The 15,870-nt window shown below is 57.9% G+C and carries 14 protein-coding genes and 2 tRNA genes; 11 read left to right on the forward strand and 5 right to left on the reverse strand.

The annotated features are described in order from the left end of the window. Positions 1-117 precede the first annotated feature (117 nt). Both ACXAH3_RS12080 and ACXAH3_RS12085 read left to right on the forward strand, forming a co-directional pair. The gene (locus tag ACXAH3_RS12080; protein WP_474862345.1) at positions 118-537 is read left to right on the forward strand and encodes a DUF2924 domain-containing protein; all 420 of its coding nucleotides are present in this window, start codon (positions 118-120) and stop codon (positions 535-537) included. Beyond that, positions 534-2,204 carry a recombinase family protein gene (locus ACXAH3_RS12085; protein ID WP_474862346.1) on the forward strand — a complete coding sequence of 557 codons (1,671 nt, stop codon included), beginning with the start codon at positions 534-536 and terminating at the stop codon, positions 2,202-2,204. The genes ACXAH3_RS12080 and ACXAH3_RS12085 overlap by 4 nt, the downstream gene beginning before the upstream one ends. Positions 2,205-2,531: 327 nt before the next feature. Here ACXAH3_RS12085 and ACXAH3_RS12090 read toward each other — a convergent pair. Next, positions 2,532-2,621, reverse strand: a tRNA-Ser gene (locus ACXAH3_RS12090). 193 nt (positions 2,622-2,814) lie between these two features. Here ACXAH3_RS12090 and ACXAH3_RS12095 point away from each other — a divergent pair. Beyond that, entirely contained in the window at positions 2,815-4,704 is a 1,890-nt protein-coding gene (locus ACXAH3_RS12095) for a cation:proton antiporter domain-containing protein (RefSeq protein ID WP_474862771.1), read from the forward strand. A gap of 38 nt (positions 4,705-4,742) precedes the next feature. Here ACXAH3_RS12095 and ACXAH3_RS12100 read toward each other — a convergent pair. Then, positions 4,743-4,829 (reverse strand) — tRNA-Leu (locus ACXAH3_RS12100). Positions 4,830-4,953: 124 nt separating this feature from the next. On the opposite strand from ACXAH3_RS12100, the gene lipB reads away from it, so the two are divergent. From lipB to ACXAH3_RS12115, 3 genes are all read left to right on the forward strand, one after another. Beyond that, a complete protein-coding gene (lipB, locus tag ACXAH3_RS12105) occupies positions 4,954-5,637 on the forward strand; it encodes a lipoyl(octanoyl) transferase LipB (RefSeq protein ID WP_474862772.1) in 684 nt (227 codons plus the stop codon). Between the two features lie 114 nt (positions 5,638-5,751). Further along, positions 5,752-6,249, forward strand: coding sequence for a c-type cytochrome (locus ACXAH3_RS12110; RefSeq protein ID WP_474862347.1), 498 nt, complete (start codon positions 5,752-5,754; stop codon positions 6,247-6,249). A gap of 195 nt (positions 6,250-6,444) precedes the next feature. Further along, positions 6,445-8,118, forward strand: coding sequence for a cytochrome c oxidase subunit I (locus tag ACXAH3_RS12115; protein WP_474862348.1), 1,674 nt, complete (start codon positions 6,445-6,447; stop codon positions 8,116-8,118). Between the two features lie 67 nt (positions 8,119-8,185). Here ACXAH3_RS12115 and ACXAH3_RS12120 read toward each other — a convergent pair whose 3' ends face one another. Beyond that, a complete protein-coding gene (locus ACXAH3_RS12120) occupies positions 8,186-8,536 on the reverse strand; it encodes a hypothetical protein (protein ID WP_474862349.1) in 351 nt (116 codons plus the stop codon). Between the two features lie 137 nt (positions 8,537-8,673). Between ACXAH3_RS12120 and ACXAH3_RS12125 the strand changes: the two genes are divergently transcribed. Then, positions 8,674-9,177 carry a DUF2244 domain-containing protein gene (locus ACXAH3_RS12125; RefSeq protein ID WP_474862350.1) on the forward strand — a complete coding sequence of 168 codons (504 nt, stop codon included), beginning with the start codon at positions 8,674-8,676 and terminating at the stop codon, positions 9,175-9,177. A gap of 49 nt (positions 9,178-9,226) precedes the next feature. On the opposite strand, the gene ACXAH3_RS12130 is transcribed toward ACXAH3_RS12125, so the two are convergent. After that, positions 9,227-9,685 carry a GatB/YqeY domain-containing protein gene (locus ACXAH3_RS12130; protein ID WP_474862351.1) on the reverse strand — a complete coding sequence of 153 codons (459 nt, stop codon included), beginning with the start codon at positions 9,683-9,685 and terminating at the stop codon, positions 9,227-9,229. 189 nt (positions 9,686-9,874) lie between these two features. Here ACXAH3_RS12130 and carA point away from each other — a divergent pair, with 189 nt between their 5' ends. Together carA and ACXAH3_RS12140 are read left to right on the forward strand one after the other, a co-directional pair. Continuing rightward, positions 9,875-11,047 carry a glutamine-hydrolyzing carbamoyl-phosphate synthase small subunit gene (gene carA, locus ACXAH3_RS12135; protein WP_474862352.1) on the forward strand — a complete coding sequence of 391 codons (1,173 nt, stop codon included), beginning with the start codon at positions 9,875-9,877 and terminating at the stop codon, positions 11,045-11,047. Between the two features lie 124 nt (positions 11,048-11,171). After that, entirely contained in the window at positions 11,172-13,178 is a 2,007-nt protein-coding gene (locus ACXAH3_RS12140; RefSeq protein WP_474862353.1) for a glycosyltransferase family 2 protein, read from the forward strand. On the opposite strand, the gene ACXAH3_RS12145 is transcribed toward ACXAH3_RS12140, so the two are convergent. Continuing rightward, the gene (locus ACXAH3_RS12145) at positions 13,150-13,794 is read right to left on the reverse strand and encodes a GntR family transcriptional regulator (RefSeq protein WP_474862354.1); all 645 of its coding nucleotides are present in this window, start codon (positions 13,792-13,794) and stop codon (positions 13,150-13,152) included. The genes ACXAH3_RS12140 and ACXAH3_RS12145 overlap by 29 nt on opposite strands. 150 nt (positions 13,795-13,944) lie before the next feature. On the opposite strand from ACXAH3_RS12145, the gene ACXAH3_RS12150 reads away from it, so the two are divergent. Together ACXAH3_RS12150 and ACXAH3_RS12155 are read left to right on the forward strand one after the other, a co-directional pair. After that, positions 13,945-14,628, forward strand: a complete 684-nt coding sequence (locus ACXAH3_RS12150; protein ID WP_474862355.1) for a pyrimidine 5'-nucleotidase — start codon at positions 13,945-13,947, stop codon at positions 14,626-14,628. After that, positions 14,625-15,824, forward strand: coding sequence for an FAD-dependent monooxygenase (locus ACXAH3_RS12155; protein ID WP_474862356.1), 1,200 nt, complete (start codon positions 14,625-14,627; stop codon positions 15,822-15,824). The genes ACXAH3_RS12150 and ACXAH3_RS12155 overlap by 4 nt, the downstream gene beginning before the upstream one ends. Positions 15,825-15,870 lie beyond the last annotated feature (46 nt).

Here is a 15,870-nt window from a genome sequence, read left to right on the forward strand (position 1 = left end):
AGAGAGTAACCAAAACAGAACTGGACTATCAGCCCCTGGCAGACCAACATCATCTCAGCCTGACCCAGTTCAGGCTCGCCTCCGTACAAAGCATTTTCTCGCGCTTCAGGAGGCAATATGACCAAACACATCCCACCCAAAACCGCACAAGAGATCACAGCGTTTGATCGCACACAGTGCCAGGCCCTATGGCACCATCTGTTCAAAACAAATATGCCGCGACATCTCAGTCTCCCCATCGCACGCCCAGTACTTGCATTTGAGTTTCAAGCGCGACGATCTCGGGGATTAGACCGTCAAACCAAAACCAGCCTCAAAGCGGCAATGTCGCCCTCCAGCAAGCCCAGCAAGGGCAGACTAGCGCCGGGCACCAACTTGTTACGCGACTGGAATGGCACACAGCACAGGGTCGACGTCACGGAAGATGGGTTCATCTGGCAAGGACAGAGGTTTCGCTCTCTTTCCGCGGTCGCCTATGCCATCACCGGTGCCCGGTGGTCTGGTCCGCGCTTCTTTGGCCTAAAGGCCTCCTCATGACGATACCAAAGTTGCGTTGCGCGATTTACACCCGCAAGTCTTCCGACGACGGGCTTGATCAAGAGTTCAACTCGCTTGATGCCCAATATGAGGCCTGTACGGCATACATTCAGAGCCAAAAGCATGAAGGTTGGCGTTTGATCTCCACACGTTTTGATGATGGCGGCATTTCCGGTGGCACGCTTGCACGGCCTGGGCTTCAAGCCCTTCTAGACGCCGTCGATGCGGGCCATGTCGATCGCATCGTTGTTTACAAGATTGATCGCCTAACCCGGTCGTTATCGGACTTTGCCAAGATCGTTGATCGGCTCGAAGCCGCTGGGGCAAGCTTCGTCTCGGTCACACAAAGCTTCAACACCGCCACTTCCATGGGGCGCCTGACCCTCAATATGCTGCTTTCATTCGCGCAGTTTGAACGGGAAGTGACCGCAGAGCGGATCCGCGACAAGATCGCGGCTTCCAAGGCAAAAGGCCTCTGGATGGGCGGCACGGTGCCCCTCGGATATGAGCCCCACCCGGACAAAACCGTCCGAGGCCTTGTGGTCAATGCTGTCGAGGCCCACACCATAAAGACATTGTTTCAACTTGCCCTTGATCATCCCACCCTTCAACGCGTTGCCGACACCGCTGATGGCCTGGGGCTACGCTCCAAGAAGCGAAGCTACGCATCCGGCCAACGACTTGGCGGCACCCCAATGAGCAAAGGTCAAATACATCACATTCTTACCAACCCGCTCTATGCGGGGAAGATTGCTCACAAGGACAAAATCTATCCCGGCCAACACGAGGCCATCATCGATCAAGATCTTTGGGATCGCGTGCAGGCCAAACTATCGTCCAAGGCGGCCAAACAACGAGGCGCCAAATCTTTCCGCCGGTCCCCTGCCCCCCTCAAAGGCAAGCTTTTTGATGAGACCGGAGATCACCTCACCCCAAGCCATACAAAAAAGAACGGTAGAATTCATCGCTACTATGTTTCCAATCGCCTAATCAGCAAGCGTGATCCCAGTGGATGGCGATTGCCAGCAAAAGCCATCGAGACCGCGGTCGGGGGTGCGATCTCTGCGCGTCTCGCCATGCCTGAGATATCGGGAGCTTTGATCGCGCAGGCAAACCACCAGGACATGCAGCTTGTGTCTGATAGGATCTCGGCTCTTGTTGCTTCTGGGCGCTCCGATCCAATGGCTCTATGCGACCTGATTGAGAGGGTTGATCTGACCAATGAACACATGGCACTCAAATTGAACTCCGATGCCATTGTTGAGGTGATGGGCATTCCCCCCGATCAGATACCTGACGGCGTCATCAACTTCAAAACCCCGCTTAAAGTCGCGCGGCGCGGTGTGGGGCAGAGCATCGTCATCGGTGGATTTACTCCCGCGCCCAATCGGGACTTGCTCACCTGCCTGGCCAAAGCGCACACTTGGACGGCCTTGCTCAAGACCGGTCACACGCTCAACGACATCGCAGCCAAAACGGGTGATGAACCGACCTACATTCGCAAGCGCATTTGCCTCGCGAGCCTATCGCCCAAAATCCAGAAAGCCATCACCTGCGGTGATCATCCGCAAAACTGGACGATCGGAATGTTCATACGCATGTCGCTCCCGCTGGAGTGGGCTGAGCAGGACGCATGTCTTTTGGACAAGCAGACAGCTTCCCTGTAATCCGCAAACCATTCCCTGTTCATTCCCTGATAAGTGAAAAAACTTCCCTGTTTCGCGAAGCAGGGAAATTACGGATTTATCCAACTCTATCAATCCACTAGGAGAGGCACTGATAGCCAATTCCCTGTAGATCTTCCCCCTTTCCCTGTTAAAACCCACATAACAGGGAAAACTGGTCCGCCAAAATAGCGTCAGATAGACGAAGCAAGAAATGGTGGGAATACGCAACGCCAGGCACGTCTATAGCGCGGCGTGACATCGGTAAGTCGCGGGAACAAAAAGGAGAAATCACCTCAAACAGGGCTGGAGGAGTATCCAAGAGGTGGGTGGCGGAGACGAAGGGATTCGAACCCTCGAGACGGTTTCCCGCCTACTCCCTTAGCAGGGGAGCGCCTTCGACCACTCGGCCACGTCTCCGTCGACCCGTTTAGCTTCGTCGTCCGGCAGGGGCAAGGGTCAAATGGCACTTTTAGGTCGGTTTTCCGTACAGACGAATTCTCTATTCGGCGGCCGCTTGCTTGACCTGGCCCACAAGGACGGCTTTTCTGAGGTCGACGCCCAGCGCGAACAGGGCACCGTTTCATTCCTAAAAGTTGATTGCGAGGGCATCATGACGGCTGAATTCATGCTGATTACATTTACTCTGTTTCTGGCAGGGGTGGTTGCCGTTCCCATTGCATCGCGCTTTGGGCTTGGGTCGGTGCTGGGGTACCTGGTGGCTGGCATTCTGATCAGCCCGATCCTGCACTGGGCCGGGGCGGACGTAATCGCGCTTCAGCATTTTGCCGAGTTCGGTGTCGTAATGATGCTGTTCATTGTCGGACTTGAGATGAACCCAAAATCCCTGTGGGAGATGCGCAGCCGGATCTTTGTACTGGGCGGCCTTCAGATTGGTATCACAACCGGCGCGGTGCTGGTGGTGTGCTTGGCCTTTGGACTGCCAATGACGGTTGGGCTTGCGATCGGGTTGGTGCTGGCGCTGTCTTCGACCGCGATTGTGAATCAGACGCTGCGCGAAAAGGGGCTTTTACGGTCAGATGGCGGGCAGGCCAGCTTCTCGGTCCTGTTGATGCAAGACATCGCGGTGATCCCGATGCTGGCACTGATCCCTTTGCTGGCCATGCCCGAACTGTCCGAAGCATTGCTTCATGGAAGCGGACATGGCGACGGGCATGATGACGGACATGGCGGCAGCTTGAACCTGAGCCTTGTCGAGGGGCTGAGCGGCTGGCAGACAGCCCTGGTCACCTTGGCCGCAATTGCGGGTGTCATCTTTATCGGCACCTATCTGACCACGCCTATCTTCCGCTTTGTGGCGCGGGCGCAGCTGCGCGAGCTTTTTGTTACCACGGCGCTGATGATGGTATTGGGCATTGCTCTTCTAATGACGATGGTGGGGCTGTCCCCAGCGCTTGGCACGTTCCTTGCTGGCGTCGTTATGGCGGGCAGCGAATACCGGCACGAGCTGGAAAGCGATATCGACCCGTTCAAGGGCATCTTCTTGGGTGTCTTCTTCATCACCGTGGGCGCAGGCATAAATTTCGACCTGCTTGGCAACAATTTCGCAATGATCGTTGGGCTGACCTTGGGCCTGATTGCGCTGAAAGCCACCGTCCTGATGGTGCTGGGCCGCGCCTTCAAGCTGCAAGGCGGGGACAAGTGGCTGTTCGCCCTTGGTTTGGCACAGGCGGGCGAATTTGGCTTTGTCCTGCTGTCCTTCACCGTCGCCAACGCGGTCATTCCCCAAGATATTGCGGACATGTTGTTGCTGGTCGTCGCCTTGTCGATGCTGCTGACCCCTGCCCTGTTCATACTCTATGACCGCGTGATTGCGCCTCGCTATAGCAACCAAGAAGACCGGGAGGCCGACGAGATCGACGGGGAGGCGCCAATCATCATCGCAGGTCACGGTCGTTTCGGAGGCATTGTGAACCGCGCTCTTCGTGCTGCGGGCCACGAGACAACAACATTGGACTACTCATCCGAGCAGCTTGAGATCCTGCGCCGTTTCCACATCAGCGCACATTTCGGCGACGCAACCCGCCCTGATTTGCTGCACGCAGCAGGAATCGCCGAGGCCAAAATCCTTGTCATCGCCATTGACGACCGGCACGCGGTGACTCAACTGGTCCGCTATATGTCAGAACATCACCCCAACGTGCATGTGATCGCCCGCGCCTATGACCGCAATCACGTTTATGACTTGTGGTCGGTTGGTTGCCGCGACATCATCCGCGAGACCTATGACAGCTCGCTGCGCGCGACACGTTCAGCATTCGAAGCGCTGGGGCATTCTCGTGCAGACGCCGAGGCAATGATCGAACATTTCAATGAAGCAGATCGCGAGGTCATGCTGGATCTAGCTGGGCTTTACGACATCAACATCCCCGCGGTCGAGAACGAAGCCTATATGGCGCGAGTCGACGAAATGATGGAGGAATGGGAAGAGCAACTGCGCGGTCGAATGCAGGACGTCAAAGCGCAAAGCCCTGCGCAATAACCTGCTGCAATTGATTCGGGGGGGGAGGCCAACTGATATGGTGCGGTCGGCGGGACTCGAACCCGCACGAGTGTTACCTCACAGCGACCTCAACGCTGCGCGTCTACCAATTCCGCCACGACCGCATGTCAGGCTAGGTGACGCGCTTCATAGCGAAGGGTCTGGTTGTTGTGAAGACCAAAACCGCGCAGTGAAAAGAATTTCCGCGTGCGTTTTGACATGTGGCCCGTCAGGTGCCACATGACGGTCATGGACAACGCTTTGGATATGCCCCCCGTCACGTGGGAAGTCGCATCAGATCTGGTGGAATACAAAGCCGCCGTGGCGCGTATGGAAGCCCATGCCGACGCCATGGCGCGCGGCGAAGCAGGCGAGCTGATTTGGCTTTTGGAACACCCGCCGCTTTACACCGCGGGCACTTCGGCCAATCCGCGGGATCTGGTCGCCCCTGACCGTTTCCCCGTCTACGAAAGCAAACGCGGCGGGCAGTATACCTATCATGGCCCCGGCCAGCGCGTTGCCTATGTCATGCTTGATGTTGGGAAACGCGGACGCGATGTGCGCGCCTTTGTGGCGGCGCTTGAAGAATGGGTCATCAAAACACTGGCCGAGTTTAACGTCACAGGCGAACGACGCGAAGGCCGCGTCGGCGTCTGGGTCGTGCGCGACGACAAACCTTTGACCGCATTAGGACAGCCCCCCGAAGACAAGATCGCTGCCATCGGTGTGCGCCTGCGCAAATGGATCAGCTTCCACGGGATTTCGATCAACGTAGAACCGGATCTCGAGCATTTTTCGGGCATTGTACCTTGTGGAATTTCCGAGCACGGCGTTACCAGCCTTGTGGATTTGGGACTTCCTGTCACGATGGATGATCTGGATGTGGCTCTGCGTCGTATATTCGATGACGTGTTTGGCGCTAATCATCGCTAGCTCGCGTTAATGAACACCTGCGACATAGGTACCACTTCCATTTGAGGTGAAATTAACGCAGGTTCCCCCGGAATTCGCGCCATCCGGCGCGTGTGATCAAGCAAGAGGACTAATATGAAAACGATTCTCTCATCCGCAGCCATGATCATCGCTCTGTCCGGCACTGCATTTGCCGAAGGCGATGCCGTTAAGGGCGAAAAAGACTTCAAAAAGTGCAAATCCTGTCACACCATCGTTGATGACGCGGGCGAAGTGCTTTTCAAAGGCGGCAAAACCGGCCCCAACCTGTACGGCATCATTGGCCGTCAGGCTGGTTCTGTTGAAGGTTACAAATACGGCAACTCGATCGTAGACGCTGGCGCAGCTGGCCTGGTCTGGGACGCTGACAACCTGGCCAACTATATCAAAGACCCCAAAGCCTTCTTGAAGGAAGCTACCGGCGACAGCAAAGCCAAATCGAAAATGACCTTCAAATGGGGCAAGCCCGAGAACATCATCGCCTTCCTGGCCACCTTCTCGGCTGAAATGCCGGCAGATGCTGCTGAAGGCGAAGCAACCGAGGCCGAAGCTGAAGCGACCGACGCAGCAGCCGAATCGACCACCACGAACTAATTCGCCCGACCAACTGGTCGCGTTATTGCGCTAACGGTGCGTCCCGCATGGAATTTATATCCGCGGGACGCATTTTTTTTGGCATTTCGCTGTAATGCAGCGTTGCCCCTGACCCATCCAGCATATTAAACACAGTTAAAAGCCGGGCGGGGTGACTCCCTGCCCTGTCCTCGTTAACCCCAAAGGGAGGGATATATGGCGGACGCAGCCATCCACGACCATGACCACCACGATGATCGTGGTTTCTTTACCCGGTGGTTCATGTCGACCAACCACAAGGACATCGGTATTCTGTACCTGTTCCTTGCGGGTCTGACCGGCCTGATTTCGGTCAGCTTCACCGTTTACATGCGCCTCGAGCTTATGGAGCCCGGCGTGCAATACATGTGCCTTGAAGGCGCACGTTTCTTCGCAGACTCTGCTGCCGAATGTACGCCCAATGGCCACCTGTGGAACGTGATGATCACCTACCACGGCGTCTTGATGATGTTCTTCGTCGTCATCCCGGCTCTGTTTGGCGGATTTGGCAACTACTTCATGCCGCTGCACATCGGTGCGCCGGACATGGCCTTCCCGCGGATGAACAACCTGTCCTTCTGGCTTTATGCTACTGGTGTTGCACTGGGCGTTGCCTCGTTGCTGGCTCCGGGCGGAAACGACCAGCTTGGCTCGGGCGTTGGCTGGGTTCTGTACCCGCCGCTGTCCACGACCGAGGGCGGATACTCGATGGATCTGGCGATCTTCGCCGTTCACGTCTCGGGTGCGTCGTCGATCCTGGGTGCGATCAACATCATCACCACCTTCCTGAACATGCGTGCCCCCGGCATGACCCTGTTCAAGGTACCTCTGTTTGCTTGGTCGATCTTCGTGACCGCATGGCTGATCCTTCTGTCGCTGCCGGTTCTGGCTGGCGCCATCACCATGCTGCTGATCGACCGTAACTTCGGCGGGACATTCTTTGACCCGTCGGGCGGTGGCGACCCAGTTCTGTACCAGCACATCCTGTGGTTCTTCGGACACCCGGAGGTGTATATCGTGATCCTGCCGGGCTTCGGCCTGATCAGCCACGTTATTGGTACCTTCGCCCGCAAACCAATCTTCGGCTACTTGCCGATGGTTTGGGCGATCATCGCCATCGGCGCCATTGGCTTCGTTGTGTGGGCACACCACATGTACACCGTTGGTATGTCGCTGCAGCAGCAAAGCTACTTCATGCTGGCAACCATGGTTATTGCGGTGCCAACGGGCGTTAAGATCTTCTCGTGGATCGCAACGCTTTGGGGCGGCTCGATCGAGTTCACGACACCCATGCTGTTTGCCTTCGGCTTCCTGTTCCTGTTCACCATCGGCGGCGTGACCGGCGTGGTTCTGTCGCAGGCTGGCGTCGACCGTCTGTATCACGACACCTACTATGTGGTTGCGCACTTCCACTATGTTATGTCGATCGGTGCAGTGATGTGTATCTTTGCAGGCATCTATTACTGGATCGGCAAAATGTCCGGTCGCCAGTATCCCGAGCTTGCAGGCAAGATCCACTTCTGGACCTTCTTCATCGGCGTGAACCTGACCTTCTTCCCGCAGCACTTCCTGGGCCGCCAAGGCATGCCCCGTCGTTACATCGACTACCCGGAAGCGTTTGCTTACTGGAACAAGCTCAGCTCGTATGGCGCGTTCATCTCGTTCGCTTCGTTCGTGTTCTTCATCGGCATCGTGTTCTACACGCTGACACGCGGCAAGCGCGTGACCGAGAACAACTATTGGAACGAATACGCGGATACGCTGGAGTGGACACTGCCCACCCCGCCGCCCGAGCACACCTTTGAAATCCTGCCCAAGCAGGAAGAGTGGGATAAAGGCCACTCGCACTAAGCAAGGTGAGTTAGAAACAGAAAAGGCCCGGTTCTTCCGGGCCTTTTTCTTTTTTCGGGGGGAAGGATCAGGGCAGATCCAGTTGGAAACGTGCCTCTCCCCAGCCATCGGCCAAGGTCTTGGCACGAATCCAAACCGTCGTCACACCGTCCGGTACAACAACCCCCGACAGGTTACGAGTAAAGGGCTGTTCATTCACATGCGGATGCGCAAGCACGCGGGTGCCCAGCACCTCGCCACCCTCGGTCTCGACCCGCCAGCCATCAGCATAGTCGTCCCATCCGGTCTCGGCATGGGTTAGGGTCACGCTGAAGCTCCAGCCCGAGCCACTGCTTTTCGCTGTCGCCCCGTCGATCACGGCGTCATGGGCAAATGCAGGTCCCGCCATCAAGACCGCTCCAAGGATCATCATTCGCATCACTTACTCCTGTTATTGTCCCAACCCTGCCCCGCACCCGGCGCAAAGGCCAATCACATCCAAGAGAGGCCCACGCCCCTTGCCAAGCCTGCCCGCTTTTTGCGATGAATTAACCCGTTCAGAAACAAGGACCCCCGATGCCCTATGAATGGGTTCAACCCGACGGGCCAGACGCCCCCAAAGCCGAGCTTCACCTGTGGCCATACCGGTCCCTGCCCCGGCGTGGATTCGTATGGATCATGGGGATGGGGTTCGGGCTTATGCTACTGCCCCTGTTAGGCGTGGTGGGAACCATGGCCCTGTGGGGATTGCTGCCCTTTGGACTGGCTGCCTTGGGCGCGCTGTGGTTCTTTATCGAGAAAAGCTATAAGGACGGCGAAATCTTGGAAGAGCTACGCATCTGGCAAGATCACATAACCCTGACCCGCCACGGCCCCCGCGGCGACTTTCAGGAATGGGAAGCCAATCCCTTTTGGGTCACCATACAGCTGCACAAATCAGGCGGGCCCGTACCGGATTATGTCACGCTGAAAGGCAATGGCCGCGAGGTTGAACTGGGTGCCTTCCTGTCCGAAGACGAACGCCCAGAGATGCATGATGAGCTGTCGCGGCGATTGCTCGAACTGAAATCTTACCAATAAAAAATGCGAGGCAACGGCCTCGCATTCCATCTGTTCACATTTGGTAGGTTCAACCCAGCTTGGCCTTCACCATCGGGCCCACCTTACCAAAATCCATCTGGCCGGTGTATTTGGCTTTCAACGCGCCCATGACCTTGCCCATATCGCGGATGCTTTCGGCGCCCACTTCTGTGATCGCGGCAGCCACGGCGGCGTCGGCTTCGTCGTCGGACAGCTGTTTGGGCAGGAAATCTTCGATCACCAAGATCTCGCCACGTTCCTTTTCGGCCAATTCCAGACGTCCACCTTCTTCATAGGCACGTGCGCTTTCTTGGCGCTGTTTGACCATTTTGCCCAGAATGGCCAATACATCCGCGTCCGAGACCTGCGTCTCTTCGCTTTTGCCGCGCAGGGCGATGTCTTGATCCTTGATCGCGGCATTGATCAGCCGCAGCGTGGTCAACCGCTCGGCGTCTTTGTTCTTCATGGCCGTTTTCAGGGCGTCATTCACCCGGCTGCGCATGTCCATGGGTCCATCCATATTCTGTGGCATTCACAAAGACGGGTGTTTACCCAAAAGCCGCAGAGCATTCAACCAATCTGTCAGGCTCTAACAAAGTAAAATGACCCTGCCGTGCCTTTTCAGCACAAAGCGGGCCTTGACCCGCCCCGGCCACCCCACTAGGTTCGCGCCAATTTGTCGATCGGGAGTCGCCCAATGTCCGCTGCCACCGCCCTTTCTCAGGAAAATGCCAAACCCACCGCCTGTCTTGTCCTTGCTGACGGCACGATCTTCTACGGTCACGGGTTCGGAGCCACCGGCATCACCACCGCCGAGCTGTGCTTCAACACCGCTATGACCGGGTATCAGGAAATCATGACCGATCCGTCCTATGCAGGTCAGGTTGTCACCTTCACCTTCCCTCATGTGGGCAATGTGGGTGTGAACCCGGAAGATGACGAAACCACCGACCCGGTTGCTGCCGGGATGGTCGTCAAATGGGATCCAACCGAGCCGTCGAACTGGCGCTCTACACAACGCCTTGTTGACTGGCTGGCCAAGACCGGCCGCATCGGCATCGGAGGTGTGGATACACGCCGCCTGACCCGCGCGATCCGCCAACAAGGCGCACCTCATGTGGCGATTGCCCACGACCCTGAAGGTAACTTCGACATCGAGCTTCTGATCGCCGAAGCGCGCGGGTTCTCGGGCCTTGAAGGGCTGGATCTGGCCAAGGAAGTGACCTGCGCGCAGAGCTATAGATGGGACGAGATGCGTTGGGCGTGGCCTGACGGCTATCCCAAGCAAGAAAACCCGCGTCACAAAGTCGTCGCGCTGGACTTCGGTGCCAAGCGCAACATCCTGCGCTGCCTTGCTTCGGCTGGCTGTGACGTCACAGTCCTTCCCGCCACCGCAACGGCGGAAGAGGTTCTGGCCCACAGTCCCGACGGCGTGTTCCTGTCGAACGGTCCCGGCGACCCTGCTGCCACCGGCGAATATGCCGTGCCGATGATCAAGACCATTCTGGACACCACGGATCTGCCTGTCTTCGGCATCTGCCTTGGCCACCAGATGCTGGCCTTGGCCCTTGGCGCCCGGACGATCAAGATGAACCACGGTCACCACGGCGCGAACCACCCGGTCAAGGACAACGACACCGGCAAGGTCGAGATCACGTCGATGAACCACGGATTTGCGGTGGACACGGCCAGCTTGCCGGACGGCGTCGTCGAGACCCATGTATCCCTATTCGACGGGTCGAACTGCGGGATCCGTATGGAAACCCGCCCGGTCTTCTCGGTCCAGTACCACCCTGAAGCCAGCCCCGGTCCGATGGACAGCTATTACCTGTTCGAGCGGTTCTCGGACGCGATGGACGCGCGCGCCTAATCTAGGGCGACGTCTCCAAGACGTGGTAAATCAGCACTTAATGATTGTGATGGCGGGTTAGTTAACCCGCCATTAACCATTCAGCACCCAAGCTCGACTGATCTGACAGTTCAACGAGCATAAAATGCCACCCCCAGATCTACCTATCATCCGCTCGAATGATGCGGCTTCGGTTCAGGCAGGGATCGAAGAACACCGCGCATTCGGATCACATGCGGCCCGCCCGGTCGCACCAGCGCCGCCCAGCGCCGCGCCCTGTGGCCGCAAGCCATTGGGCCAGGTGCTGGTGGAAATGGGTGCCTTGTGGCCTGAAAACCTGTCGATGGCCGTGGCCTTGATGGCGCGCGAGGATGCACGCTTTGGCGACATCCTTTTGGCCAATGGCTGGATCAACAAATCTGACCTCTATGCGGCCTTGGCGCTTCAATACAATTGCGAAATTGCCGACCTGTACGCACACAGGCCTGATGTGCGGCTAATCGACCAGATCGGAGCCGAATTTTGCATTCGCAATGGCATCGTACCATGGAAACGTGCGGGCGGGGCCACCATCGTCATCTGCGCGCGCCCCGATCAGTTTGAAAGCCTGTCCAAGGACTTCCCGGCATCATGGGGCAAATGCTATCTGGCCGTCGCACCCGAGGAAGACATCCACACCGCCCTTGTTTCTCTGCGCCACCGCGCCCTTGCGCAACGTGCTGAAACTCGCGTAGCGGCGGAAGACAGCTGCCGCGATTGGAGCCAAGCCGCAGTGCTAAGGTTCGCTCTGTCCCTCGGGTTGATGCTTTGCGCAACTTTTGTGATCTCAAGCTTTGCTGGTTTCGCAGTATTGGTGAGTTGGGCGGTACTGACACTGATCTTGAACTCGTCCCTCAAGGCCATCGCGGCGTGGCAGTTCTGGCGCAAGAAGCGCGACAACAACGGCGCGTTTGTGTCTGCCCGCACATCAAACGGGTTCTTGAAACTGCCCACTGTGTCGATCCTCGTCCCGCTTTATAAAGAGCGCGAGATCGCGGGCCGCTTGGTCAAACGCCTTGAACGTCTGTCCTATCCGCGCGAACTTTTGGACATCTGTCTGGTGGTCGAGGAAGACGACACCCTAACCCAGCAGACTCTGTCCCACTCGGAACTTCCGCGCTGGATGCGCCAAATCGTGGTGCCGCGCGGGGTCGTAAAGACCAAACCGCGCGCGATGAACTTCGCGCTGGATTTCTGCAAGGGCTCGATCATCGGAGTGTATGACGCCGAAGACGCCCCAGACTCCGATCAAATCCACAAGGTCGTACGCCGATTTTCGGAACGCGGGCTGGACGTGGCCTGTCTGCAAGGCAAACTGGATTTCTATAACGCCCGCACCAATTGGCTCAGCCGTTGTTTCACTGTGGAATACGCGACTTGGTGGGGGCTGGTCCTACCGGGGATCGAGCGGATGGGCTTTGCCATTCCATTGGGCGGCACCACCCTGTTTTTCCGACGCACTGCGCTTGAAGAACTGGGCGGCTGGGACGCCCATAACGTGACCGAGGACGCAGATCTTGGCATCCGGCTGGCCCGTCGCGGGTACCGGACGGAACTGATCGACACCGTGACCGAGGAGGAAGCCAATTGCCGTGTTTGGCCGTGGATCAAGCAGCGTTCGCGCTGGATCAAGGGATACGCGATGACCTATGGCGTGCACATGCGCAACCCGCATCAGCTGCGCAAAGAGCTCGGCTGGTGGAAATTCGCGGGCTTTCAGATCCTGTTTCTGGGCGCGCTATCGCAATTCCTGCTGGCCCCCATCCTGTGGACCTTCTGGGCCTTTCCACTGGGCCTGCCCCACCCCTTGCGCGGGGTCGCGCCGCATAATCTGCTGGTCGTGCTGGGGACTGTCTTCATGGCCGCCGAGTTGTTGACGATCACCGTGGGCGTGCAAGCGGTCAGCAATCCCAAACATCGCTGGCTTCGCTATTGGGTGCCTACACTACACTTCTACTATCCGCTGGCATCCCTTGCGGCGATGAAAGGCTTCTTCGAGATCGTGACCAAGCCGTTCTACTGGGACAAAACCCAGCACGGGAAGTTTGATCAACCAACGACCGAGGACACCCCACCAGCGGCGTTCACTCCCCCAGCGACGAATCCAATTTGATGCGGGTCTCGAACGCCAATGAGATGTGATTTCTAAGGGCGATGCGTGCGGCTTCCTGGTCGCGTGCTTCGATGGCGCTGACAATTGCATCATGTTCGGCAATCGCACCCTCGCTGCGCCCCTCGGCAGCCAGCGATGTTGTCGCCAACAGTGCCATCGAGCGGTGGACCAAATCCAACTGCTGCACCAAATAGCGATTGTGTGATGCCAGATGCAGCTGTTTGTGGAAGCGCCGGTTGGCTCGCGACAAGGCGGCTGGTTTGTCCAGCAACCGCCGGTCCTCCTCCACCATATCCCGCAGCACGCGGATTTCCTCTGGCGCGGCATGCTGTGCGGCCAGCGACGCCGCCAGCCCTTCAAGCTCTGCGCGTACCGCGTAAAGCTCGGCCAATTGGCTGTGATCCAGCGAAGCCACGATCAGGCTGCGCCCGTCGCGCGTTAAAAGAGACTGTGTTTCCAACCGCTGAAGCGCCTCGCGGATCGGGGTACGTGACACGCCAAATCGCTCGGCCAGCTCGTTTTCGACCAGCCGGTCCCCGGGCTTGTACGTGCCTGTATCAATCGCATCGAGGATCATCTCGTACGCGTCGCGTTGTCCCTGTTTACCCTCAGCCACTATTCTATCCTTCTTGGCCTTCTTTAATCCGCACAGATAAGCACGCTGCCTTGAACATGGCAAACACCAACCACGCGTCGCGTCGTCGCAGAACCTGTTTTCGTCGAATAAAGCCTTTAACCCGCCCCAACCGCAGTCTATTTTCCCATCATGGTCGCCGATCTGTTCTCTCATGTCAGTCACTGGGTTTTTGACTTGGACAACACGCTGTATCCCCCGCGGGTTCGGCTGTTTGACCAAATCGAGGTGCGCATGACCAATTGGGTCATGGACGAACTTGGCGTGAATCGGGACGAGGCGGATCGACTGCGCCAGAAATACTGGCGCGAGCACGGCACCACACTGGCCGGGTTGATGCGCGAACATGGGGTCGATCCCGGCCCTTACCTTCATGATGTGCACGATATCTCGTTTGACGCGCTGGAACCCGACCCCGATCTGGCCAACCACATAACCAATCTGCCGGGGCGCAAGATTGTGTATACCAACGGCTCTGCCCCTTATGCCGAACAGGTTTTGTCCGCACGGGGACTGTCGGGACTGTTTGACGCGATCTATGGCGTTGAACATGCCGATTTTCATCCCAAACCCGATCGCGCCGCCTTTGATACGGTTTTTGCCCGCGATGGTGTAAAGCCCGACATTGCCGCCATGTTTGAAGACGACCCGCGCAATCTGGCGGTGCCACATGAACTGGGCATGAAAACTGTGCATGTCGCGCCCGAAGCTGAACACGATCCCGCCGAGCACATTCATCATCACACCGATGATTTGACCGAATTCCTGCGCCACCTGAACGAAGGCAACACGCGTCGTCAAAAGGACATGCCATGACTGAACACCGTGCGGATATCTTCATCTCGGGCGGCGGGATCGCCGGTCAAGTCACGGCAGCAGCTTTCGCGGCGGCTGGCTTCAGCGTGGTCATGGCAGACCCTTTTGTGCCCGTCACCACAGCAGACGAGGAAAAGTCCGACCTCCGCTCGACCGCGTTCCTGCGCCCTGCCCGCCAGCTGTTTGATCGCATCGGGCTTTGGCCCCACCTAAGGGACCACGCCAAACCGCTGGATCAACTGGCGGTGATCGACACGACCGGTTGGCCACCCGAAGTGCGGGACCGTCGTGTGTTCCGCTCGGACGATATGGGCGACGAGCCATTTGGCTGGAACCTGATGAACTGGGTCGTTCGGCGCGAGATCTGGGCCTATCTGCAGAACCAGCCGCTGGTCACACCTTTATACGGCACGGGATTTCGTTCATTGGTACAGCGCACCGGCGAGATCATCTTCACCCTGACAAATGGTGACCGCGTGCGTGCCCGCATGGGGATCGCGGCGGATGGCAAGTTTTCCCCTCTCCGTGAAGCCGCAGGGATCACCGTGTCAACCACCCGCTATGGGCAGAAATCGTTGGCCTTCACGGTCACACATGAACTGCCACACGGCAATATCTCGACCGAGATCTACAACGAAGGCGGGCCGTTCACCATCGTCCCCCTGCCCGACATGGACGGCAAACATGCGTCGGCGATCGTGTGGATGAACCAAGGCCCGCGCGCGGTCGAGTTGATGAACATGGATCTGGCCAGTTTCGAGGACGTGATGTTCCAGCGCTCGACCGGGCTTTTGGGTCGGATGCATCTGGAAGGCAACCGCTCGGTTTGGCCGATCATCACGCAAACGGCAGATCAACTGGTCTCGGGCCGCATCGCCGTTGTGGCCGAAGCCGCTCACGCCTTGCCTCCCATCGGTGCCCAAGGACTGAACACGTCCCTAAATGACGTGATCGCGCTGCTGGAACTGGCCGAAGCCAACCCCAGCACCCTTGGCGATCCCGCGATGATGAAGGCCTATGACGCCGCCCGCATGCCCGACATTGCCCGACGCGCACGCACCATTGACCTGTTCAACCGCGTCACGCGATCCGGCGATGGCGTCCTGCAATCCCTGCGCCTTCTGGGCCTGAAAGCGGTGCATGACGTAGCGCCTATGCGCAAGCGCGTGATGCGTGCCGGGCTTGGACCCGACTGACCCACCTGCGGCGCGCTGTCACATGACCGGTTTGTCGCATATCATA

It is taken from the genome of Aliiroseovarius sp. ABM4_368, from assembly GCF_056161205.1.

Coding starts and splice junctions, on each gene's coding strand:
- ACXAH3_RS12155 (WP_474862356.1), top strand. CDS start 14,625: ATGACTGAACACCGTGCGGATATCTTCATCTCGGGCGGCGGGATCGCC.
- ACXAH3_RS12110 (WP_474862347.1), top strand. CDS start 5,752: ATGAAAACGATTCTCTCATCCGCAGCCATGATCATCGCTCTGTCCGGC.
- ACXAH3_RS12130 (WP_474862351.1), bottom strand. CDS start 9,685: ATGGACATGCGCAGCCGGGTGAATGACGCCCTGAAAACGGCCATGAAG.
- ACXAH3_RS12150 (WP_474862355.1), top strand. CDS start 13,945: ATGGTCGCCGATCTGTTCTCTCATGTCAGTCACTGGGTTTTTGACTTG.
- ACXAH3_RS12095 (WP_474862771.1), top strand. CDS start 2,815: ATGACGGCTGAATTCATGCTGATTACATTTACTCTGTTTCTGGCAGGG.
- carA (WP_474862352.1), top strand. CDS start 9,875: ATGTCCGCTGCCACCGCCCTTTCTCAGGAAAATGCCAAACCCACCGCC.
- ACXAH3_RS12140 (WP_474862353.1), top strand. CDS start 11,172: ATGCCACCCCCAGATCTACCTATCATCCGCTCGAATGATGCGGCTTCG.
- ACXAH3_RS12085 (WP_474862346.1), top strand. CDS start 534: ATGACGATACCAAAGTTGCGTTGCGCGATTTACACCCGCAAGTCTTCC.
- lipB (WP_474862772.1), top strand. CDS start 4,954: ATGGACAACGCTTTGGATATGCCCCCCGTCACGTGGGAAGTCGCATCA.
- ACXAH3_RS12080 (WP_474862345.1), top strand. CDS start 118: ATGACCAAACACATCCCACCCAAAACCGCACAAGAGATCACAGCGTTT.
- ACXAH3_RS12115 (WP_474862348.1), top strand. CDS start 6,445: ATGGCGGACGCAGCCATCCACGACCATGACCACCACGATGATCGTGGT.
- ACXAH3_RS12120 (WP_474862349.1), bottom strand. CDS start 8,536: ATGCGAATGATGATCCTTGGAGCGGTCTTGATGGCGGGACCTGCATTT.
- ACXAH3_RS12125 (WP_474862350.1), top strand. CDS start 8,674: ATGCCCTATGAATGGGTTCAACCCGACGGGCCAGACGCCCCCAAAGCC.